Here is a 20,631-nt window from a genome sequence, read left to right on the forward strand (position 1 = left end):
GCGATGGCCAGTCCGGACGTCCTGGCGCTCGCCCTGTGGATCGGTGGAGCGGTCCTGGCGTGGGGCTGGGCGGGCATGCTCGCTCTCCCTGCGCCCCGTGGCACGTCGGTGGTGCTGCTGATCGGCTCGCTCGCTGTCGTGCTCAGTGCCTCGCTGGACAACGAGCGGCCCTGGCTCACCTGGGTGGCGGAGGCCCTGGCCATCGCCGTCGTGGTGGCCTTCCTCCACCAGCTTCTCCGGGTCGATGGTCGACCTCGGATCGTGGAGTCGGTGAGCTCGGTCGTTCTGGGCCTCGGGCTCATCACCTGCGGCGTCCTTCTCATCCCGCTGGCCGGCACGGTCCAGGGCGCCGCCCTGGTCGCGGCCACCGTCGCAGGTGCGGCGGGCAGCGCCCTCACCGACACACTGGGCCGGTGGGCGGCGGTGCGGCCCTGGCTGGTCCCGCTCGCCCTCGCAGCCGGTGGGGTCGGCGCGACCGTCGTCGCCCTCGTCCTCGACGAGCCGTGGAGCATCTTCATGCTGGCGGGAGTCGTGGCCGGGGCAGTGAGCCACGCGACCCGGTCGGTGCTGCGCATCCTGCCCACGATGGCCCACGCGCGACCCCGGCTGGTCATGGCCATCACCTCGCTGCTGGTGACCGGCCCGGTCGCCTACGCCGTGGCCCTCGCGCTGCTGCCCGCCACCGCGCTGACCTGACCTGCTGACCGCCACCGCGCTGACCTGAGCTGCTGCGGGGGTCCTGGACCGCCACGTGGAGGACGCTTCAGCTGGCCACCGCGCCGCCTGAGCCACCTACGATGGGGCTGTGGCTTTTGAACTCGACCCGAACATGCCCTCCGAGCTGGCCCCACTGGCCTGGCTGATCGGCCGCTGGGAGGGGGCCGGTGTCGTCGGTTACCCGACGATCGAGTCGCACAACTTCGGGCAGGAGCTGGAGGTCAGCCATGACGGCCGCCCGTTCCTGCGCTGGGAGTCCCGCACCTGGCTCCTGGACGAGGCAGGCAACAAGGTGCGGCCCGGTGCGACCGAGCTCGGCTTCTGGCGGCCGTTGCCTGATGGTGAGGTGGAGTTCCTGCTGACCCACCCGACGGGGATCGTGGAGATGTACTTCGGCAGCACCAGCCCCGCCAAGATCGAGGTGCGCACGGACAGCGTCGTGCGCAGCCCCCATGCCAAGGAGTACACCGCGGCGCACCGCCTCTACGGGCTGGTCAACTCCAACCTCATGTGGGTCATGGACATGGCCGCCGTGGGTCAACCCCTGACCAGCCACCTGTCCGCCGAGCTCAAGCGCGTCGGCTGAGCAGCCGCTGCAGCGTCAGCGCCCAAAACCCTGCGTCGGTGACACGTCGTCGCGATAGTCCTCCATCGTGTCGGTGCGCAGGTGCTCGCGGAGCACCTCGAACTGCGCTTCGTGGGGGATGACGATCGATCCGGCCAGGTCGTCCGAGCCGATGCCGCTCCACGGTGCTGTCACGAAGTGGATGTCACCGCCTCGCAGGTCGCGCAGCTGCCAGCCGAGATCGCGCATGTCGCTGACCTTCAGGTCCTCGTCGACGGTGAGGTTCTGCGTCGCCGCGTCGACGACGGTGGCCAGCCGAGCGGGGTTGGTGAACGTGTCACGCGTCAGCACCTTGAGCATGACGGCCTTGATGAACTCCTGCTGCCGGTGGCCGCGGGAGATGTCGCCCTGGCTGAGGTTGTAGCGCTCGCGGACAAAACGGAGGCCGGTCTCGCCGTCCATGTGGGTCATCCCCACCTCGAAGCCCGGGCTTGCCTCGGCGACGTTGACGTCGACGCCGCCCACCGCGTCGGTCAGCGACTGGAAGCTCTCGAAGTCGGTGATGACGACGTGATCCACCGGCACGCCGATCAGAGGCTGGATCGTCTCCACCAGGAGCGGTGGGCCGCCGAAGGCGTAGGCGGCGTTGAGCTTGTTCTTGCGCTCCGAGCCGGGGATCTCCACGAACAGGTCGCGCGGGAAGTGGATGAGGTCGACACGTTCCCGTTCGTGCGAGACGTGCATCAGCACCATCACGTCGGACCGGCCACGGTCGGCGTCAGGGTCCCTGCTGTCCGAACCGATGACCAGGATGTTCAGCGCGTCACCGGCCTCTGCGGGCTTGTCGGGCGGCGCCGGGGTGACGACGGAGTCCTCGCCGCGGATGGGGGAGTCCGGGAGGAGCTGTGCGTGGGTGATGTTGCTGCTGACCTTCCAGTTGAGGAAGGCCAGGTAGCCCGCGACGGTGCCAACGCCGAGCAGCACCAGGGTCACGAACGAGACGATCGCGATCCGCAGCCCGCGCCGTCGTCGGCGGCGTGGGCGCACGCCCACGTCGTCCTGGGCGCCGGTGCCGTCGAAGATGTCATCGCCCTCGTCGGCAGCCGGCAGGTCTCCCTCGTAGTCCCCTGCCATGGGAGCGGATTCTACGTCCCGAACCTGGGGGGATACCGTGAAGAGGTGACCCACGTGACCAGCGCCCCCGGTGACGCGGCGACCCAGGAGCGTCGCGTCGTCCCGCCGAGCCCTCTCCTGAGCCGGCCCGGTGCCGTCGCCGCCAGCGGTGCCGATGACGGCGTGGCCGCGCACTTCGGGGACCCGCACCGAGAGCAGCGGCTGCTCGTCGAGGGCCTGTCCGTCGTCGACCTGTCCCACCGGGCCGTGCTGACGGTGACCGGCCCGGACCGGCTCAGCTGGCTGCACTCCCTGACCAGCCAGGCACTGACCGATCTGGCGCCGCGGACCTCGACCGAGTCGCTCATCCTCACGCCGAAGGGGCATATCGAGCACGCACTGCACGTCATCGACGACGGCGACACCACCTGGCTCGTGACGGAGCGGGAGACCGCCCCGGCGGCTCAGGCATGGCTGGACTCGATGCGCTTCATGCTGCGCGTGGAGGTGGCCGACCGCACCGAGGACTTCGCTGTGGTCGGCGAGCCCGTGGCGCGCGAGGCGGCCGAGGGTGAACACCTGGCCTGGGTCGACCACTGGCCCGGACCGATCGGGGACACGGCGCTGTACGGCCCCGCCGAGGGACACCCGGGTGCCAACCGACCCTGGCGCGAGGTGCTGGTCCCACGGGGCGAGCTCACGGCATACGTCGGCGAGCGGCCGCTGTCCGGGGTCTGGGCGGCAGAGGCGCTGCGCGTGGCCGCCTGGCGCCCACGGGCCGGCGCCGAGACCGACCACCGGACGATCGCGCACGAGCTGGACTGGTTGCGCACCGCGGTGCACCTGCACAAGGGCTGCTACCGCGGGCAGGAGACGATCGCGCGGGTGCACAACCTCGGCCGGCCACCGCGACGACTGGTCTTCCTGCACCTGGACGGGTCGGGGCACACGCTCCCCGAGCCCGGGGACGAGCTGCACCTCGGCGACAAGACGGTCGGACGCATCACCACGGTGGCGCGGCACTACGAGGACGGGCCGATCGCGCTCGCCGTCGTGAAGCGCAACACCGATCCCGAGGCGGTGCTCACCTCGGGCCCGACCAGCGCAGCCCAGACAGTCATCGTCACCCCCTGAGCACGGACCGCGGCGGGGGCTCGGTGGGTGGTGGACCCCGGCTGTGAGCAGCATCTCACCAGGAAACTGCTAGCTCAGTTTGCATTGTGCTTGCAGTTGCAAGCACAATAGAGCCATGAGCCGCCTACCAGTTCCGGACCTGGGGTCCTACCTGCGCGAGCAGCGTGAGTCTGCCCAGATGTCGGTTCGGCAGGTTGCCAAGGCTGCCGGTATCAGCAACCCCTACCTCAGCCAGATCGAGCGGGGCCTGCGCAGGCCGAGCGCCGAGATCCTCCAGCAGCTCGCCAAGGGCCTGCGGATCTCGGCCGAACAGCTCTACATCCGCGCCGGCATCCTGGACGACAGCTCGACGGGAGCCCCGGTCGAGCAGCCGTACGACGTCACCGTGGCGATCATGGCCGACGAGCGGTTGACCGACCGCCAGCGGCGCGCCCTGCTGGACGTCTACCGCTCCTTCGTCGGCGACGGTGCCGACGCGACCGCAGAGCCGGTGGATCCGGCCACTCCCGACCATCCCTGACCGGGTGCCTGACGGCCCCGCCATCGACCACACCCCCTGAGGAGAGAACACCATGGCAAGCATCAAGAAGATCAAGGACGACGCCGTCAAGGCCGTCGAGACCTACACCGACCAGGCCAGCAAGCGTGTCGAGGAGGTCACCACCGAGGTGACCAAGCAGTCCGCTGCCGCCCGCGCCGAGGCCACCCGCGTCGCGACCGACCCGACGCCGATCTACGCCGTCGTCGGCCTCACCGACACCGTCGTGGAGCGTGCCCGCGAGACGGTCACCGGGACGGTCAACCTGGTCAGCAAGTCGCTCAGCCCCAAGGCCATCAGCACCACGGTCAGCCAGACGGCCACCGAGGCCTCCAAGAAGGCCGAGGCGCTGCCGGGCAAGGCCCTCGGCGACGTGACCGGGGGTCTGGGCAAGGTCCAGGAGGGCTACCAGGAGCTCGCCAAGCGCGGCGCCGACCTGGTGGGCCGGGTGAAGGAGCAGCAGGCCACCAAGGACCTGACCAAGCAGGTCAGCAACGTGGTCGAGCAGGGCAAGACGCTGCTGGGCACCGCGGCCAAGGGAGTCACCGACACCCGCAGCGCGGCGAAGGCGACCGTGACCAAGGGCCGCCGCCAGGCCGCCGACGTGGTGGCCGACGCCGTGGCCGGTGAGGACATGACGGTCACCACCAAGAAGCCGGTTGCCCGCAAGGCTGTCGCCAAGCCGGCGACCAAGGCTGCTGCGACCAAGTCCAGCACCAAGGCCCCGGCCAAGCCGGCCACGAAGGCTGCTGCGACCAAGTCCGGCACCAAGACGGGCAGCAAGCCGGCCACGAAGGCTGCTGCGACCAAGTCCGGCTCGAAGGCCGCGGCCAAGCCGGCCACGAAGGCTGCTGCGACCAAGTCCAGCACGAAGGCCGCGGCCAAGCCGGCCACGAAGGCTGCTGCGACCAAGTCCGGCACCAAGACGGCGAGCAAGCCGGCCACCAAGGCTGCCGCGACCAAGTCCGGCACCAAGACGGCGAGCAAGCCGGCCACCGGGACGACCGCTCCGAGCCAGCCGACCACGACCGCGGCCAAGCGCACCGTCACCACGGCCCGCAACGCCGCCACCAAGACCGTGGACGCGGCCCAGGGCACCGTCACCGAGGCCGCCAAGGTCGCCGACAAGGCCGGCGACGCCGTGAGCGCGACCGCTGCCAAGGTCGGCGACTGACCGCTCACCGGTCGATCTGACCGACCAACACCGACCACTGCGGTGGGGACTAGGCTCTGCGCCGTGACCCCACCGCAGTTGTCGTCTGACCCCTCCCTGCACACAGCGCCCGTCGTGGCGCAGGTCCACCGAAGCGGGTTCGTGGAATCCGTGCACCACGGTGTCGTCGCCGTCACCGCGGCGGACGGGAACCTGGAGCTGACGGTCGGCCCCGTCGGGACACCGATCTTCCCGCGGTCGTCCAACAAACCGGTGCAGACCCTGGCCATGCTGCGCAACGGGCTCGACCTTCCGGACAGACTGGTGTCCCTCGCGAGCGCCAGCCACAACGGTGAGTCCTTCCACCTGGACGGGGTCCGCGAGATCCTGGCCTCGGCCGGGCTGGGTGAGGACGCCCTGCAGAACACGCCCGACCGCCCGATCCACGAGCCCGACCGGGAGCAGTGGATCGCCCGGGGGCTGGCACCCAGCTCCCTGGGTCAGAACTGCTCCGGCAAGCACGCGGCGATGCTGGCCACCTGCGTGGTCAACGGCTGGGACACCGCCACCTACCGCGACCCGGACCACCCGCTCCAGGTCGCGATCGCCGAGACCCTGGCCGAGCTCAGCGGCGAGAGCGTGGCCGCGACGGGCGTCGACGGCTGCGGTGCTCCGGTGATGGCCATCAGCACCGCCGGCCTCGCCCGGGCGTTCGGCACCCTGGCGGCAGCCGGGGAGGACACCCCGGAGGGGCGGGTCGCCCGCGCGATCCGGACCTATCCCGAGTTCCTGGGCGGCACCGGCCGGGACGTCACCGACCTGATCCGCGCCGTCCCCGGCCTCATCGCCAAGGACGGGGCGGAGGCGGTCTACGCCATCGGTCTCCCCGACGGCCGGGGCGTCGCCGTCAAGATCAGCGACGGCAACCAGCGTGCCCGCACCGTCGTCGCCCAGGCGGCCCTGCGCGCAGCAGGCATCGAGGACGACCTGTCGGCCCTCGACGCCGACCCCGTGCTGGGCCACGGCGAGCCCGTCGGCGCCATCACCGCCGTCGGTCTCGACGGCTGACACGACGCGGCGAGCAGATGCGTGCGGTGCTGCAGCGGGTCATCCGGGCCGCGGTGACGGTCGGCGACCGGGTCGTCGGTGCCATCGACCGACCCGGTCTGGTCGCACTGGTGGCGGCCACCCACGACGACGGACCCGACGACGTCGAGCGGATGGCCCGCAAGATCGCCGAGCTGCGGATCCTGCCGGACGAGAAGTCCGTGAGTGACGTCGGCGCCCCCGTCCTGGTCGTCAGCCAGTTCACGCTCTACGGTGACACCCGCAAGGGACGCCGTCCTGGATGGTCGCAGGCGGCGCCCGGCCACGTCGCCGAACCGCTGGTCGACGCCGTGGTGACGGCCCTGCGCGAACGGGGGATCGAGGTCGCCACGGGGGAGTTCGGGGCACAGATGCAGGTCGACCTCGTCAACGACGGCCCGTTCACGGTCCTGGTCGACACCTGATCCGACACCGGCTCGACACCAGAACTGTCCGCGACGGCCCGTACCCTGGTGCCATGCCGACGTTCTTCGATGTCCAGCAGTGGGTCGGGCTCGCCCTGGGCGCCCTCGCCCTCGGCATCCAGGTGTGGGCGTTCGTCGACGCGCTGATGACCCGCGGCGACGCGTTCGTCGCCGCCGACAAGCGCACCAAGGGTTTCTGGCTCGCGCTGACCGGTGTCGCCAGCGCCATCGGCTTCATGCACCTGCAGCAGCCATTCGGGCTGTTCAACCTCATCGCGATCGTGGCCGCCGCCGTCTACCTGACCGACGTGCGTCCCGCCGTCGCGCAGATCCGCGGCCGTGGCCGCGGCGGGGCCTCCAGGGGTTCCTACGGTCCGTGGTGACCCCACCGCATACTCGTCTGGTCGTCGGTCCCACGGGGGACCTGGAGGTCCTGACCGCCGGCCACGGCGCACCCCACACCGTCTTCGCCCACGGACTCGCCGGGTCCATCCCGACCACCCGGCCCTACGCCTCGAAGGTGCCTGGCACGCGCACCTTCCTGCACTTCCGTGGCCATGGCTCCTCCACGACCCCGGACGACGGCTGGCAGTATGTCGACCTGGCCGCCGAGCTCTGGACGGTGGCGGACCACGTGGGGGCCAGACAGGCGCTGGGGATCAGCATGGGTGCCGGCGCGTTGTGCGCCGGGCTCACCACCGATCCGGGCCGGTTCGAGCGCCTCGTGCTGGTCCTGCCGGCGGCCATCGACCGCCCGCGGGACGACGCGGCGATGGCCCGTCTGGCCGGGCTGGCCGACCTGGTCGACGCGGGTGACCACGAGGGGGTGGCGGAGCACCTGCTGGGGGCCGAGCCGGTGCACGTGCGCAGCGAGCCGGGCGTGCGCCAGTGGGCCCGGGGCCAGGCCGACCGGCTGGTGGGGACCGGCGTGGGTCGGGCCCTGAGGACCCTGCCGCACCGGGTGCCGGTCGCCGACCGGGCGCTGCTGAGTCGGGTGACCGCCCCCGTCCTGCTCCTCGCCCAGGAGGGCGACCCCGCCCACCCGGCTGCCGTCGCCCGCGAGCTCGCCGAGGTGCTGCCCGGGGCGATGCTGCAGGTGCTGCCGCCGGGTGGCATCATGTGGGGTCACCGCTCCCGCGTCCGTGACCTCGTGGGGGAGTTCCTGACGCCATGATCCGACGCACCATCACCGAGCACGGGGAGACGACTCGATGAGTGACCACACCACCACGGAGGAGCAGATCCACACCCCCGAGGAGTTGGCCGCTGCTGCCCGGGCGCAGCCCACCGAGGGGTCGCCCGGGGCCTACCGCGACCGCACCCGGGACGTCTTCGTGGTCGAGCGGCCCTGGGGTCGCTTCGAGCAGTTCGCGACCAACGAGACCGTGACGGTCAAGACGGTCACCATCGACCCCGGTCAGCGCCTCTCGCTGCAGCACCACGCGGCACGCAACGAGATGTGGCAGGTGCTGGACCACCCGGTCGACGTCACGCTCGGCGACCGCACCTGGTCGGCCCAGCCGGGCGAGCTCGTGTGGGTGCCGGTGGGCACGCTGCACCGGATGGGCAACTCCGGCGACCAGCCCGCCCGGGTGCTCGAGCTCGCCTTCGGCGACTTCGACGAGGCGGACATCACCCGGGTCGAGGACGACTACCGCCGCGACTAGCGTCTGCTCCGCGCCGGGCTGGCTCCCGGCTAGGTCCCGGGCGCGACAGCCTCCCACGCGACCTCCAGCTCGCCCAGGCGCCAGCGTCCCCGGGTGCCCAGGACCGGCCACCCGCGGTCTCGCAGGTCCGAGACCGTCGCCAGGAACCGCTGCCGGTGGCCGTATGCCGCGTGGCCGACCGCCCGGGCCCACGCGTCGTCGAGGTCGGTCATCAGCGCGTGCACCCGCTCGCCGGGCACGTTGCGGTGGATCAGGACCTTGGGGAGGCGCTCGGCCACCACCGAGGGCTGGTCCAGCTGCGCCAGCCGCCAGGAGAGCGTCAGCGACCGGGGCGTCGGTGCCCCGTCCTGGCCCCGGCGCACGTCGACCCAGGAGCCCAGTCGGCCGAGCTCGTCGCAGGTGCCCTCCACGAGCGCCCCTCCGGGAGCCAGCCGGGAGACCACCCGGGACCAGGCAGGCAGGACCTGCTCCTCGTCATACTGCCGGAGCACGTTGAGCGCCCGGACCACCACGGGCGACCGTCCGCCGGCGAGCGGGATCTCGAAGCCCCCGACCGCGAAGGTCAGGCCCGGCGGGTCCGCGTGCCGGGCGGCGGCGGTGACGCGTTCCTTGTCGATCTCCAGGCCCACGACCTGCACGTCCGGACGGACCGCCGCCAGCCGCTGGTGCAGCTCGAGGGTGGTGACCGGGTGGGCCCCGTAGCCGAGGTCGACCACCACCGGAGGTTCCGGGGAGGACGCGAGGAGCGGGCCGTAGGTGTGGACCACCCACCGGTCCACGCGCCGCAGCCGGTTGGGGTTGGTCGTGCCGCGGGTGATCGCGCCGACCGGTCGGGTCGTCCGGGGTGCACCAGCCACGGCCCCACGATAGGCGCCGTGCGAGACTGGAGGACACAGTGCAAGCCGTAGGCAGGAGTTCACCACGTGACTGAGACCGACCGGGTCCGTCGGGTCGCCATGCTCAGCGTGCACACCTCGCCGCTGGACCCTCCGGGCACCGGCGACGCGGGCGGGCTGAACGTCTATGTGGTCGAGACCGCGCGGCGGCTCGCCGCCCGGGGCACCGAGGTGGAGATCTTCACCCGGGCCACCGACGGCTCGTTGCCCGAGACGGTGCGGATGGGCCCGGGCGTCCTGGTCCACCACGTGCCGGCCGGACCCTATGAGGGCCTGGGCAAGGACGACCTGCCGGGACAGCTCTGTGCGTTCACGGCGGGGGTGATGCGGACCGCGGCGGGCCGCCCGGAACAGTGGTATGACGTGGTCCACTCCCACTACTGGCTCTCGGGGCAGGTCGGCTGGCTGGCCGCGGACCGGTGGAACGTGCCGCTGGTCCACACGATGCACACCATGGCGCGGGTCAAGAACGCCCAGCTGGCCGAGGGGGACAGTGCCGAGCCCCCGGGCCGCGAGATCGGCGAGACGCAGGTGGTTGAGGCGGCCAGCGTGCTCGTCGCGAACACGCCCGAGGAGGCCACCCAGCTCATCGAGCTCTACGACGCCGACCCGCAGAAGGTCCGGGTGGTCCCGCCGGGCGTGGACCTGGAGGTGTTCAGCCCCGGTGACCAGCGCGCGGCCCGGCACGCCGTCGGCCTGGCGCCGGACGCGCTCGTGGTGCTGTTCGTCGGCCGGATCCAGCCGCTGAAGGCGCCCGACGTCACGATCCGGGCGGTCGCGGAGCTGGTCCGTCGCGACCCCACGCTGCGTGAGCGCCTCGTGGTCGGGGTGCTCGGTGGCCCGTCGGGGTCAGGGCTGGCCAGGCCGGAGTCGCTGCAGGAGCTCACCGCCGAGCTCGGCCTGGAGGACATGGTCCGGTTCGTGCCGCCGGTGTCCCGGGCTGCCCTGGCCGACTGGTACCGCGCCGCCGACCTGGTCACCGTGCCGAGCTACAACGAGTCGTTCGGGCTGGTCGCCGTGGAGTCGCTGGCCAGCGGCACCCCCGTCGTCGCCGCAGACGTCGGCGGGCTGCCGGTGGCGGTGGGTGACGGCGGGGTCCTGGTCGACGGGCACGACCCGCTGCACTGGGCCGACGAGATCGGTGCCCTGCTGGCGGACGGCCAGCGGCGCGCGGCCCTCGCCGAGGCCGGTCTGGCCCACGCCGCCTCCCTGGGCTGGGACAGCACCGTGGACCGGCTCGACGAGGTCTATCGGCAGGCTCGGGCACAGCGGGCTCCGTCGGGTGTCAACGGCTACGGACCGCTGCTCGGTCAGCCGGTCCCCAGCCTGGTGCTGCCGTGAGCACTGAACAGTCATTGAGCCGGTTGCGGGCGGCGCTCGACGAGGTGGGCGTCGACTATGACGAGGGCACCCGGGAGGGCGAGCTCGTGGTCACCCTCCCCGGTGAGCGCAAGCTGCGGACGGTCTGCTCGCTGGTGGTGGGTGCCGACGCGGTCTCCGTGCAGGCCTTCGTGATCCGCAACCCCGACGAGAACCACACCGAGTTCTACCGCTTCCTGCTGCGTCGCAACCTGCGGATGCCGGGCACGGCCTACGCCATCGACGCCGAGGGTGACGTCTATCTCAGCGGCCGCCTACCCGTCGAGGCGATCGACACGCCCACCATCGACCGGCTGCTCGGCACGGTGCTCACCGCCTGTGACGAGCCGTTCAACGAGCTGCTGGTCATCGGCTTCCTCACCTCGATGAGGACCGAGTGGCGCTGGCGGGTCTCGCGGGGCGAGTCGACGGCCAACCTGGAGGCGTTCCGGCACCTGCTCGAGGGAACCGGGGACGAGTCCGGCGCATCCTAGGGCCATGGAAGAGCGGCGCAACCACCGAAGGGGCATGGTCACCTTGGCCCTCGCGCTCCTGCTCGGCGTCGCGACGGGCTGGAGTTCTGGCCGCTCCTGCCCGAGGAGCAGGACGACCTCGACCTGGTCCGCTACGGCACCGGGATGGGCGTCCACATCCTGACGGTCTCCGAACCAGGCCCGGGCGACGACATCGGCACCCTCACCGTCTACGCCGACGGCCGGGCCCACTACGTCTCGGACAGCGGTCAGGAGATCTGGCTGGTGGATGAGCACCGCACCTACAACTGGGTGTGCTGACCAGCCTGCGGTCCTGCGACAACCCCGAGGCAGGGCGGAGGGTGCCCGGAACCCGAGAGCTTCGGTGATTCCGGCTCGACCGAGACTCCCGGTGATTCCGGCTCGACCGAGACTCCCGGTGATTCCGGCTCGACCGAGACTCCCGGTCAGGCCTCCGTGACCAGCGAGGGGCGGTACTCCTCCGGGACGTCCAGACCGAGCAGCACCAGCAGCGTCGCGGCCAGGTTGGACAGGCCGGGGGACTCCACGCCGTCCACGATCTGCCACTGCTGGCCGGAGTAGTCGGCGATGAGCAACGGGACCGGGTTGGTCGAGTGGGCGGTCTTCCAGAGGGGGGTGCCGTCCTCGCGGGTGCGGGGCTGGCCCGCCTTGTCGCGCTCGACCATGTCCTCGCTGTTGCCGTGGTCCGCGGTGACCACCAGGCAGCCACCCGCCGCCTCCACCGCCCCCGCGATCCGGCCCACGGCCTCGTCCACGGCTTCCACGGCCAGGACGGTGGCGTCGAAGTTGCCGGTGTGCCCCACCATGTCGCCGCCGGCCAGGTTGGACCGCAGGAAGGTGTAGTCGCCGTCCTGGAGCGCCGAGATGACGTAGTCCGCCGTCTCGGCCGCCTTCATGCGCGGGGCCTTGTCGAACTCGATGCGGTCCGAGGGGATGTCGATGTAGGTCTCGGTCTGCGGGTCGAAGGGGTCGGACCTGTTGCCGTTCCAGAAGTAGGTCATGTGCCCGAACTTCTGGGTCTCGGACGCCGCGAGCTGGCGCAGTCCGGCGCGGGCGATGACCTCGCTGACCGTGTCCTCGATCTTCGGTGGCTGCACCAGCCGGACCGGCGGCATGTTGGTGTCGCCGTCATAGAGGGTCATTCCCGCGAAGAAGACGTCCGGGCGAGTGCCCCGGTCGAATCCGGGGAACTCCTCGCCCTCCACGAAGGCCCGGGTCAGCTCGATCGCCCGGTCACCGCGGAAGTTGAAGATGACCACGGCGTCACCGTCGCGGACGGGTCCCACCGGATCTCCGACGGCGTCGACGACGGTGAAGGCCTCGAGCAGCTGGTCGCTGATCCCCGGAGTCTCCTCGCGGAGCGTGCGGATCGCCTCGGCCGCGGACGGGAACGGTCGGGCGGCACCCTGCATGTGGGCGCGCCAGCCCGCCTCCACCACGGACCAGTTGGCCTCGTAGCGGTCCATCGTGGTGACCATGCGCCCACCGCCGGAGGCGATCCGAAAGTCCAGGTCGGTGCCGTCGGTGAGCGCGGCGAGGGCCTCCTCGAGCCGGGCGACGTAGCGGTCCGCGGTGCGGTCCTCCACGTCCCGGCCGTCGAACAGCGTGTGCACCCGCAGGCGGGTGACCCCGTCGGACCGGGCGTGCTCGAGCAGCAGGAGCAGGTGCTCCCACGAGGAGTGAACGTTGCCGTCACTGAGCAGGCCGATCAGGTGCAGCGCGGCGCCGTCACGCGTCGCGGTCGCGACCACGTCCTGCCAGGACCCCTCCCAAATCTCCCCGCCGAGGACGGCGTCGTCCACCCGCTTGGCTCCCTGCGCGATGATGCGGCCCGCGCCCATCGTGTTGTGGCCGACCTCGGAGTTGCCCATGTCGCTGTCGCTGGACAGCCCGACGTGGGTGCCGTGGGCGAGGATCTCCAGGGAGGTCCCGTCCTGGCGCAGCGCGTCCAGGTGCGGGGTGTCCGCCGCGGCCACCGCGTCATACTGGTCGCCGGTGCCGACACCCACGCCGTCCATGACCACCAGGACCACGGGCCGCCCGCCGGGCGCGCTCGCCGGGGTGCTCACGGCGCCTCGAACTTGTAGCCGAGACCGCGCACCGTGACGATGTGCTGCGGTTGTGCCGGGTCCGGCTCGATCTTGGCGCGGAGCCGCTTGACGTGCACGTCCAGGGTCTTGGTGTCCCCGACGTAGTCGGTGCCCCAGACGCGGTCGATCAGCTGTCCCCTGGTCAGCACCCGCCCGGAGTTGCGCAGCAGCATCTCGAGCAGCTCGAACTCCTTGAGCGGGAGCGTGATCGCCTCGCCGTTGACCGACACGGTGTGCCGCTCGACGTCCATCCGGACCGGTCCTGACTCGACCGTCGAGGGCAGCAGCTCCTCGGGCTCGGCCTGTCGGCGGAGCACCGCCTTGATGCGCGCCAGGAGCTCGCGGCCGGAGTAGGGCTTGGTGACGTAGTCGTCGGCCCCGATCTCCAGACCCACCACCTTGTCGACCTCGCTGTCCTTGGCGGTGAGCATGATGACCGGCACGCTCGACTTGGCACGCAGCGACCGGCAGACATCGACGCCGGACAGTCCCGGCAGCATGAGGTCGAGCAGCACCAGGTCGGCCCCGTTGCGGTCGAACTCGGTGAGAGCGTCGGGGCCCGTCTCGGCGACCGCCACGTCGTAGCCCTCCTTCTGCAGCATGTAGGAGAGCGGGTCGCTGAACGATTCCTCGTCCTCGACCACCAGGATCCGGGTCATGAACTCACTCCTCGCTCGGTCTCTCGACCGAGGTCGTCTGACGGGTGGGTGGATGGAGCGGATGCTGTCTCCGAGGCTACCCCGACGGAGCCAGAGGCCGAATCCGCGGCAGGGAGCCGGATGGTGAAGGTGGACCCCTGCCCCAGCTCGCTCCAGACGACGACGTCGCCGCCGAGGTTGGCGCAGATGTGCTTGACGATCGACAGGCCCAGGCCGGTGCCGCCGGTCGCCCGGGAGCGCGCGGCGTCGATGCGGTAGAAGCGTTCGAAGATCCGCTCCTGGTCGGCCGGGGAGATCCCCTGGCCCTGGTCGGTGACCGCGACCTCCACGAGATCCTTGCGACGCCGGCAGATCACCGCCACGGGACTGCCCTCCTCGGAGTAGCTGATCGCGTTGGTGATGAGGTTGCGGATGGCGGTGGTGATCCACTCGGGGTCACCGTGGACCGTCAGGGGGGTGCGCGGCGTGGCGTTGGTGAGGGTGATGCGCCGTGCCCCCGCGACGACCCGGGTGTGTTCGACCGCCTCGCGGGCGCACGCGCCCACGTCGACCTCGCCGAGCGGGGAGGACAGGTCCGCCGTCTGCAGTCGGGACAGGTCCACGATCTCGCTGACCAGCCGGGTGAGCCGGACGGTCTCGACCTTCATCCGGCCGGCGAAGCGCTGGACGGCGTCGGGGTCGCTCGCCGCATCCTCGACCGCCTCCGCCAGCAGCGCCAGTCCGCCCACGGGGGTCTTGAGCTCGTGGCTGACGTTGACCACGAAGTCGCGCCGGACCTCCTCGACGCGGCGGGCCTTGGTCCGGTCCTCGACCAGGGCCAGGACCTGGTCACGGCCGATCGGGGCCACCCGGACCCCCACGACGATCAGCACCTGGCCCAGGGGTCCCCGGGGCAGCTCCAGCTCGGCGTCGCGGATGACGCCGTCGCGGTGGACCTGGACCGCCAGCTCTCGCAGCTCGCTGTGGGTCAGTCGGTTCCCCCGCACGAGACCGTGGGCGACCGCGGACGCACTGGTCTTGACGACGCTGCCGTTGGCGTCGAGCACGATGGCCCCGTCCCGCAGCACGGCGAGCACGTCAGCCACCCCCTTGGGCACCGCTGGCTCGACCGGCTCCGGGAGCGCTGCCGGGACAGACCTGCGCTCGGTGACCCGCACCAGCAGGGTCGCGATGGCCGCCAACGCCAGCCCGAGCACCACGCCCAGGGCCCCTGCCGTCAGCTCGTCCACGGCTCCAGCCTAGTGAGCCGGACGGCATACTCCTGCCTGTGGGTGCGCCCCCCCACGCACATCAGAGGAGCACCGGGGCGACCCTCGCCCACCTGGTCGAACGGCGTTCACCTGGTGTGCGGGAACCGTTAACCCAGGGGTGACACAGTCTCCTGTGGAGTAGGACCCGACTGACACAGAGGGAGTGCGCGTGCGCAAGGCTTTTACCGAGGAACTGCAGTTCATCACCGACCAGCTCGTGGAGCTGTCCCGGCTGTCGGCGGCTGCGCTGCGCCAGGCGACCGAGGCGCTGATGACCGGGGACCTGGAGCTGGCCGAGTCCGTGATCTCGGCCGACGAACACATCGACGCGGTCCGGCGCGACCTCGACACCCGTGCCGTTGACGCGCTCGCCCGGCAACAGCCCGTGGCGACCGATCTGCGCATGCTCGTGACGGCGATGCGGATGAGCGCGGACCTGGAGCGCATGGGTGATCTCGCCAGGCACGTCGCCAAGGTGGCGCGCCTGCGCTACCCGGCGCGCGTGCTCGGGGCGAGCCTCACGCCGACCTTCGCCCGGATGGCCGAGGTGGCCCAGGACCTGGTGACCGAGGCGGGGCGTATCATCCGGGAGAACGACGTCGAGGCCGTGTCCCGGCTCATGGTCACCGACGACGAGATGGACGACCTGCACCGCGAGGTGTTCCGCACCCTGCTGTCCGAGGAGTGGGACTCCGGGGTGGAGGCCGCGATCGACGCGACGCTGCTCAGCCGCTACTACGAGCGCTTCGGCGACCATGCCGTCTCCGTCGCGCACCGGGTGGTCTACCTGGTCACGGGCGAGTGGGGCGCGGATCACCTGGATATCGACGAGCGGCTGGACGTCACCGAGGTCAGCCAGCCCGCAGGGCTCACCCGGCCCGCGGGCTGAGGAGGGCTACTGGCTCGTGTCCGTGGTGGGGACGACCACGTCACCGTAGTAGCCGTCGGGCAGGACGACCGGCGCCAGTCCCGAGTCCGCCTCGCCCTGCGAGGTCTGCACCATGAGCTCGATGACGCCGCCGGCGCGGACCGGGACGTTCGGAACGGTGACCGGTGTGCCGGCGCCGCCCGAGCCCTGGCCGTCCAACCGGACCGATGCTCCGGGCTCCACGGTCACCGTCGGTTGCAGCGCGACCATCTGACCGTCGACGACGGCGGAGATCGTGACGTCGGCCGCCTCGCCGGTGTTGTTGACGACCTGACCGCTGACCACCCCTGGAGCGCCGTCCCCCTCGCTGACGACCAGCAGGTCGCGCACCGCCATCGCTCCAGCATCGACCGAGACGCCGTCGGCGGGGTCGTAGCCCATATCGGTGGTGACCGGGGAGCTCATCTGGCAGGCGCTGAGGGTCAGCGCGGCCGCCAGCGCGAGCCCGGCGGCGGCCAGACGGCGGGGACGGGGGGCGAGCTGCGGGGCAGCGGTCCTGGAGATCACGGGAGCCACTCTAGCGGCCCCCTCGCGCGCGCGTCAGAGACCCGTCAACCTCGGGCGGCCAGGCCGTGCCTGAACAGGGTGAATGAGCCCCGTTACTCCGCTGACCAGCACAAATGCCACGGATGTTATTACGTGATCTGCGCCACGCATGTTACCCTTGAACTCCGCGAAAGGGGCTAACTGAAGATGACGTTCAAGGTCGGCGAGACGGTTGTGTACCCGCACCACGGGGCCGCACTGATCGAAGAAATGAAGACGCGCACCATCAAGGGCGAGGAGAAACTCTACCTAAAGCTCAAGGTCGCCCAGGGTGATCTGACCATCGAGGTCCCCGCAGACAACTGCGATCTGGTCGGCGTTCGCGATGTGGTCGGCAAGGAAGGTCTGGACAAGGTGTTCGAGGTGCTGCGCGCCGAGCACACCGAGGAGCCGACCAACTGGTCCCGCCGTTACAAGGCCAACCTGGAGAAGCTCGCCTCCGGTGACGTCATCCGCGTGGCAGAGGTCGTCCGCGACCTGTGGCGCCGCGACAAGGACCGGGGCCTGTCCACCGGTGAGAAGCGCCTGCTGAACAAGGCCCGTCAGATCCTGGTCTCCGAGCTCGCGCTCGCCGAGAAGACCAACGAGGACAAGGCCGAGGCCACGTTGGACGAGGTCCTGGCCTCCTGAACCCGCAGCACCGCGTCGGCGTCATCCTGGTGGCGGCCGGCCGGGGCACCCGCCTCGGGGCCGACCGGCCCAAGGCACTCGTGCCGATCGGGCACGGCGCCGGTGCTGAACCCCTCGTGACACACGCCCTCCGGGGCGTGTTGTCATGTCCGGACCTGTCCGATGTGGTCGTGGTCGCTCCCGCCGGCAGTATGCCGGAGCTCACCGAGGCCGTCCGCCGTGCGGTCCCGGACGGGTCGCCGGTGCCGGTCTCCGTGGTGCCCGGTGGGGCCGAGCGCACCGACTCCGTCGCCGAGGGGCTGCGCGCGATGCCCGATGACGTCGGCATCGTCCTGGTGCACGACGCGGCCCGCGCGTTCACCCCCGCCGCGGTCTTCGAGCGTGTCGTCGCCGCGGTCCGGCACGGCCACGCGGCAGTCGTCCCGGCGGTGTCCGTCACGGACACGATCAAGGTCGCCGACGCCCGGGACCACGTGGTGGCCACCCCCGACCGCAGCACCCTGCGGGCCGTCCAGACGCCCCAGGGGTTCCTCCGCGAGACACTCGACCGGGCTCACCGGGAGGGCCACGGTCACGCCACGGACGACGCCGGCCTGGTCGAGGCCATGGGCGGGGCGGTCTTCCTCGTCGTGGGCGACCCGCGGTCCCTCAAGGTCACCGGGCCCGAGGACCTGGCTCGTGTCGCCGCGTGGACCGAGCCCCCCGACGTCGCCCGACGACCGGTCCTGCTCGTGCTGGGCGGCCTCCCGGGCTCCGGCAAGACCACTCTCGCCCGCGCGTGGGCGCGGCACCGCGCGGCGGCGCACGTCCGGGTGGACACGGTCGAGCAGGCGCTGGTCCGTGCCGGGACAGACCAGGTCGGACCGCAGGGATACGCCGCCGCCTACGCGGTCGCGGCCGACCAGCTCGCGCTCGGCCTCGACGTGGTCGCCGACTCGGTCAACCCGCTGCCGGAGACGCGGGCGGCCTGGCGGGAGGCAGCCACCCCCTCCGGTGCGGTCGTGCTCGAGGTGGAGCTCACCTGCACCGCCGGTGAGCACCGGGAACGCGTCGAGACGCGGGAGGCTGACATCGCCGGGCACCGGCTCCCCGGCTGGGAGTCGGTCGTGGGCAACGACTACCAGCCCTGGCCCGAGTCGCACCTGACCCTGGACACCACCAGCCGCCCAGTCGAGGCCCTGGTCGCGCAGGTCGAGGAAGCTCTTCGAGCTCGGCGCGCCGGGCGCTGCGGCTCCTGACGCCTGTTTGGCCAGCCTCGCTCACCGCACCTGCGGCATGACCTCCGCGGCGATCAGCTCGAGGTGGTCCACGACGTCGTCGGTGAGGTCCAGCACCTGGAGGTAGACCCGCTCGATGCCGGTCCGGTCGACCCACTGACCGATCCGCTCGACCACCTCGCCGGGCGCTCCCGCCAGACCGTTCTCCCGCAGCTCGTCGGGGTCCCGGCCGATCGCGGCCGCGCGTGAGCGGAACTGCGCCTCGTCGCGACCGACGACCGCGGTGAGGGCCGCCGAGCGGATCATGCTCCCGGACGCGCGTCCGGCCTCCTCACACGCGTCCGCCACCCGCTGGAACTGCTCGGCGGCCTGCGGCAGCGCGACGAACGCCGTGTTGAACTCGGCGGCATAGCGTGCGGCCAGCGCGGGGGTGCGCCGCTTGCCCATACCGCCCACGATGACCGGTGGCCCGCCGGAGACGGCGTCCCGCTGCACCGGCTTGGGCAGCCCGGGCGAGTCGGTCACGGTCACGGTCGCTCCGTCATACGAGAACAGCTCTCCCACCGGGGTCCCCCACAGGCCGGTGATCACCGCCAGGGAGTCCTCGAGCAGGTCGAACCGGCCACCCACGGCGGGGAACGGGATGCCGTATGCCGTGTGCTCGTCCTCGAACCACCCGGCACCGAGCCCGAACTCGACCCGGCCGTCGCTCATCGCGTCGACCTGGGCGACCGCGATCGCGGTCGGTCCGGGTCTCCGGAAGGTCGCGGAGGTGACCAGGGTGCCGAGGCGGATCGTCGAGGTCTCGCGGGCCAGGCCGGCCAGCGTCACCCAGGCGTCCGTCGGTCCGGGACTCCCGTCCCGGTCGCCCATCGCCAGGTAGTGGTCGGAGCGGAAGAAGGCGCCGAAGCCCGCGGCCTCGGCGGTGCGTGCCGCGCGGAGCTGCTCGTCGTAGGTGGCGCCCTGCTGGGGCTCGGTGAAGATGCGTAGGTCCACGTCCGCCATCCTGCCTCAGCTGTCGCCCTACAGTGGGCTCATGTCCACAGCTCCCTTCCGCGTCGGCACCGGGGTCGACGTGCACGCCTACGCTCCGGAGGGGAGTGCCAGGGTGCTCATGCTCGGCTGCCTCGAGTGGCCGGGGGAGCGCGGCATCGAGGGTCACTCGGACGGCGACGTCGCCGCCCACGCCGCCTGCAACGCCCTGCTGTCGGCCGCCGGACTCGGTGACCTCGGCTCGGTGTTCGGGACCGACCGCCCGCAGATGGCTGGGGCCTCGGGGGCGCAGATGCTCGACCACGTCCGCGGCCTCGTCGAGCAGGCGGGCTATGCGGTCGGCAACGTCGCGGTGCAGCTGGTCGGCGCGCGCCCGAGGGTGGGCCCGCGGCGCCAGGAGATGGAGGCCGCGATGTCCCAGGCCCTCGGTGGCGCCTCGGTCTCGGTGAGCGCGGCCACGACGGACGGGCTGGGGTTCACCGGTCGCGGTGAGGGTCTCGCCGGCATCGCGACCGCCCTGGTCTTCTCGGGCGCGGGCACCTGACGCGGGAGGTCGAGGGGCCCCCGACCTCGGCGCCGCTCAGGTGAATGCGAGCGTCCCGATGCCACCGTCGGTCAGGCGAACGCGAGAGCACTCAGGACGCCACCTGGCCACCACAGCCACCAGCCGACCGCGCGCCTCGCCAGGCATCCCCACCGGTGCCCGCGGAGCAGGTGCACGAGGGTGGTGACCACCAGGGACACCACGGGCAGGAGCATGATGACGAGGCCGCCGACGGGCCGGCCCGGGTAGAGCTCCAGCCCGATGAACACCACGAGGGTGTAGAGGCCGAGCGTCAGGACCGGGATGAGCACGAAGTTGGCCACGCCGGACCAGAACCCGTGGTGGCGTGTGTCGACCTCCCGGCCGCACGGGCACAGTGCCCGACCCACGCCGATCCTGCCGGGCCTCCCGCTGCGCGGTGGGCGCCGGACCAGTTCTTCCCCGCGGGACGCCGACGGCGCCCTGTCCCCGCTCATGGGCGACAGGATATCCGCAGGGCCGGGCACTCACCGATCGCCAGGCCGGGATGACGCACCGCGGGCGACCGCCTAGATTGGGCCAAGGCGCGCACGCGCGCACGTGTCACTAGTGCACGTGTCACTACCG

The 20,631-nt window shown here is 71.6% G+C and carries 25 protein-coding genes; 17 read left to right on the forward strand and 8 right to left on the reverse strand.

Annotation, left to right across the window (positions count from 1 at the left end):
* Positions 1-3: 3 nt before the first annotated feature.
* Both MWU75_RS01270 and MWU75_RS01275 read left to right on the forward strand, forming a co-directional pair.
* A complete protein-coding gene (locus tag MWU75_RS01270) occupies positions 4-696 on the forward strand; it encodes a hypothetical protein (protein ID WP_247087669.1) in 693 nt (230 codons plus the stop codon).
* A gap of 109 nt (positions 697-805) precedes the next feature.
* Positions 806-1,303: an FABP family protein gene (locus MWU75_RS01275; RefSeq protein ID WP_247087671.1), complete on the forward strand. Its 498-nt coding sequence runs from the start codon at positions 806-808 to the stop codon at positions 1,301-1,303.
* A gap of 15 nt (positions 1,304-1,318) precedes the next feature.
* On the opposite strand, the gene MWU75_RS01280 is transcribed toward MWU75_RS01275, so the two are convergent.
* Positions 1,319-2,416: an LCP family protein gene (locus MWU75_RS01280; RefSeq protein ID WP_247087673.1), complete on the reverse strand. Its 1,098-nt coding sequence runs from the start codon at positions 2,414-2,416 to the stop codon at positions 1,319-1,321.
* Between the two features lie 54 nt (positions 2,417-2,470).
* On the opposite strand from MWU75_RS01280, the gene MWU75_RS01285 reads away from it, so the two are divergent.
* From MWU75_RS01285 to MWU75_RS01320, 8 genes are all read left to right on the forward strand, one after another.
* On the forward strand, positions 2,471-3,529 hold the full coding sequence (locus tag MWU75_RS01285; protein WP_247088110.1) for a folate-binding protein: 1,059 nt from the start codon (positions 2,471-2,473) through the stop codon (positions 3,527-3,529).
* Positions 3,530-3,644: 115 nt separating this feature from the next.
* Positions 3,645-4,049, forward strand: a complete 405-nt coding sequence (locus MWU75_RS01290) for a helix-turn-helix domain-containing protein (protein ID WP_247087675.1) — start codon at positions 3,645-3,647, stop codon at positions 4,047-4,049.
* 52 nt (positions 4,050-4,101) lie between these two features.
* Entirely contained in the window at positions 4,102-5,241 is a 1,140-nt protein-coding gene (locus MWU75_RS01295; protein ID WP_247087677.1) for a hypothetical protein, read from the forward strand.
* Positions 5,242-5,304: 63 nt separating this feature from the next.
* Positions 5,305-6,288, forward strand: coding sequence for an asparaginase (locus tag MWU75_RS01300; protein WP_247087679.1), 984 nt, complete (start codon positions 5,305-5,307; stop codon positions 6,286-6,288).
* A 17-nt stretch (positions 6,289-6,305) separates the two neighbouring features.
* A complete protein-coding gene (gene dtd, locus MWU75_RS01305; RefSeq protein WP_247087681.1) occupies positions 6,306-6,731 on the forward strand; it encodes a D-aminoacyl-tRNA deacylase in 426 nt (141 codons plus the stop codon).
* Positions 6,732-6,784: 53 nt separating this feature from the next.
* Positions 6,785-7,114 carry a DUF2516 family protein gene (locus MWU75_RS01310; RefSeq protein ID WP_247087683.1) on the forward strand — a complete coding sequence of 110 codons (330 nt, stop codon included), beginning with the start codon at positions 6,785-6,787 and terminating at the stop codon, positions 7,112-7,114.
* Positions 7,111-7,905 (forward strand): alpha/beta fold hydrolase, encoded by a 795-nt coding sequence (locus tag MWU75_RS01315; RefSeq protein ID WP_247087685.1) that lies wholly within the window; start codon positions 7,111-7,113, stop codon positions 7,903-7,905. The genes MWU75_RS01310 and MWU75_RS01315 overlap by 4 nt, the downstream gene beginning before the upstream one ends.
* A gap of 37 nt (positions 7,906-7,942) precedes the next feature.
* A complete protein-coding gene (locus MWU75_RS01320) occupies positions 7,943-8,398 on the forward strand; it encodes a phosphomannose isomerase type II C-terminal cupin domain (RefSeq protein ID WP_247087687.1) in 456 nt (151 codons plus the stop codon).
* Positions 8,399-8,427: 29 nt separating this feature from the next.
* Here the strand turns inward: MWU75_RS01320 and MWU75_RS01325 are convergent, their stop codons facing one another.
* The gene (locus MWU75_RS01325) at positions 8,428-9,255 is read right to left on the reverse strand and encodes a class I SAM-dependent methyltransferase (RefSeq protein ID WP_247087689.1); all 828 of its coding nucleotides are present in this window, start codon (positions 9,253-9,255) and stop codon (positions 8,428-8,430) included.
* Positions 9,256-9,354: 99 nt separating this feature from the next.
* Here MWU75_RS01325 and mshA point away from each other — a divergent pair, with 99 nt between their 5' ends.
* The 3 genes from mshA to MWU75_RS01340 all read left to right on the forward strand — a co-directional run bounded on the left by mshA (position 9,355) and on the right by MWU75_RS01340 (position 11,447).
* The gene (gene mshA / locus MWU75_RS01330) at positions 9,355-10,635 is read left to right on the forward strand and encodes a D-inositol-3-phosphate glycosyltransferase (protein ID WP_247088111.1); all 1,281 of its coding nucleotides are present in this window, start codon (positions 9,355-9,357) and stop codon (positions 10,633-10,635) included.
* A complete protein-coding gene (locus tag MWU75_RS01335) occupies positions 10,632-11,147 on the forward strand; it encodes a YbjN domain-containing protein (RefSeq protein ID WP_247087691.1) in 516 nt (171 codons plus the stop codon). Before mshA ends, MWU75_RS01335 begins: the two co-directional genes overlap by 4 nt.
* A 144-nt stretch (positions 11,148-11,291) precedes the next feature.
* On the forward strand, positions 11,292-11,447 hold the full coding sequence (locus MWU75_RS01340; RefSeq protein ID WP_247087693.1) for a hypothetical protein: 156 nt from the start codon (positions 11,292-11,294) through the stop codon (positions 11,445-11,447).
* Positions 11,448-11,593: 146 nt separating this feature from the next.
* Here the strand turns inward: MWU75_RS01340 and gpmI are convergent, their stop codons facing one another.
* Genes gpmI through MWU75_RS01355 form a run of 3 tightly spaced genes read right to left on the reverse strand, consistent with a single transcriptional unit; the run spans position 11,594 to position 15,146 of the window.
* A complete protein-coding gene (gpmI, locus tag MWU75_RS01345; protein ID WP_247087695.1) occupies positions 11,594-13,237 on the reverse strand; it encodes a 2,3-bisphosphoglycerate-independent phosphoglycerate mutase in 1,644 nt (547 codons plus the stop codon).
* Complete coding sequence (locus MWU75_RS01350) at positions 13,234-13,917, reverse strand: response regulator transcription factor (RefSeq protein ID WP_247087697.1); 684 nt, start codon at positions 13,915-13,917, stop codon at positions 13,234-13,236. The genes gpmI and MWU75_RS01350 overlap by 4 nt, the downstream gene beginning before the upstream one ends.
* Positions 13,914-15,146, reverse strand: coding sequence for an ATP-binding protein (locus tag MWU75_RS01355; RefSeq protein ID WP_247087699.1), 1,233 nt, complete (start codon positions 15,144-15,146; stop codon positions 13,914-13,916). The genes MWU75_RS01350 and MWU75_RS01355 overlap by 4 nt, the downstream gene beginning before the upstream one ends.
* A 190-nt stretch (positions 15,147-15,336) precedes the next feature.
* Here MWU75_RS01355 and phoU point away from each other — a divergent pair, with 190 nt between their 5' ends.
* On the forward strand, positions 15,337-16,056 hold the full coding sequence (gene phoU, locus MWU75_RS01360) for a phosphate signaling complex protein PhoU (protein WP_247087701.1): 720 nt from the start codon (positions 15,337-15,339) through the stop codon (positions 16,054-16,056).
* Between the two features lie 6 nt (positions 16,057-16,062).
* Here the strand turns inward: phoU and MWU75_RS01365 are convergent, their stop codons facing one another.
* Positions 16,063-16,602, reverse strand: a complete 540-nt coding sequence (locus MWU75_RS01365) for a hypothetical protein (RefSeq protein ID WP_247087703.1) — start codon at positions 16,600-16,602, stop codon at positions 16,063-16,065.
* 186 nt (positions 16,603-16,788) lie between these two features.
* On the opposite strand from MWU75_RS01365, the gene MWU75_RS01370 reads away from it, so the two are divergent.
* Positions 16,789-17,271 carry a CarD family transcriptional regulator gene (locus MWU75_RS01370; RefSeq protein ID WP_109471754.1) on the forward strand — a complete coding sequence of 161 codons (483 nt, stop codon included), beginning with the start codon at positions 16,789-16,791 and terminating at the stop codon, positions 17,269-17,271.
* Positions 17,272-17,300: 29 nt separating this feature from the next.
* Positions 17,301-18,509 carry a 2-C-methyl-D-erythritol 4-phosphate cytidylyltransferase gene (ispD, locus tag MWU75_RS20155; RefSeq protein ID WP_348647717.1) on the forward strand — a complete coding sequence of 403 codons (1,209 nt, stop codon included), beginning with the start codon at positions 17,301-17,303 and terminating at the stop codon, positions 18,507-18,509.
* Positions 18,510-18,530: 21 nt separating this feature from the next.
* On the opposite strand, the gene MWU75_RS01385 is transcribed toward ispD, so the two are convergent.
* A complete protein-coding gene (locus MWU75_RS01385) occupies positions 18,531-19,484 on the reverse strand; it encodes an LLM class F420-dependent oxidoreductase (protein WP_247087705.1) in 954 nt (317 codons plus the stop codon).
* 40 nt (positions 19,485-19,524) lie between these two features.
* Here MWU75_RS01385 and ispF point away from each other — a divergent pair, with 40 nt between their 5' ends.
* Complete coding sequence (gene ispF, locus MWU75_RS01390; RefSeq protein ID WP_247087707.1) at positions 19,525-20,025, forward strand: 2-C-methyl-D-erythritol 2,4-cyclodiphosphate synthase; 501 nt, start codon at positions 19,525-19,527, stop codon at positions 20,023-20,025.
* Positions 20,026-20,096: 71 nt separating this feature from the next.
* Here the strand turns inward: ispF and MWU75_RS01395 are convergent, their stop codons facing one another.
* Complete coding sequence (locus tag MWU75_RS01395) at positions 20,097-20,501, reverse strand: hypothetical protein (protein WP_247087709.1); 405 nt, start codon at positions 20,499-20,501, stop codon at positions 20,097-20,099.
* Positions 20,502-20,631 lie beyond the last annotated feature (130 nt).

This window comes from Ornithinimicrobium sp. F0845, from assembly GCF_023015765.1.
Taxonomy (GTDB): domain Bacteria; phylum Actinomycetota; class Actinomycetes; order Actinomycetales; family Dermatophilaceae; genus Ornithinicoccus.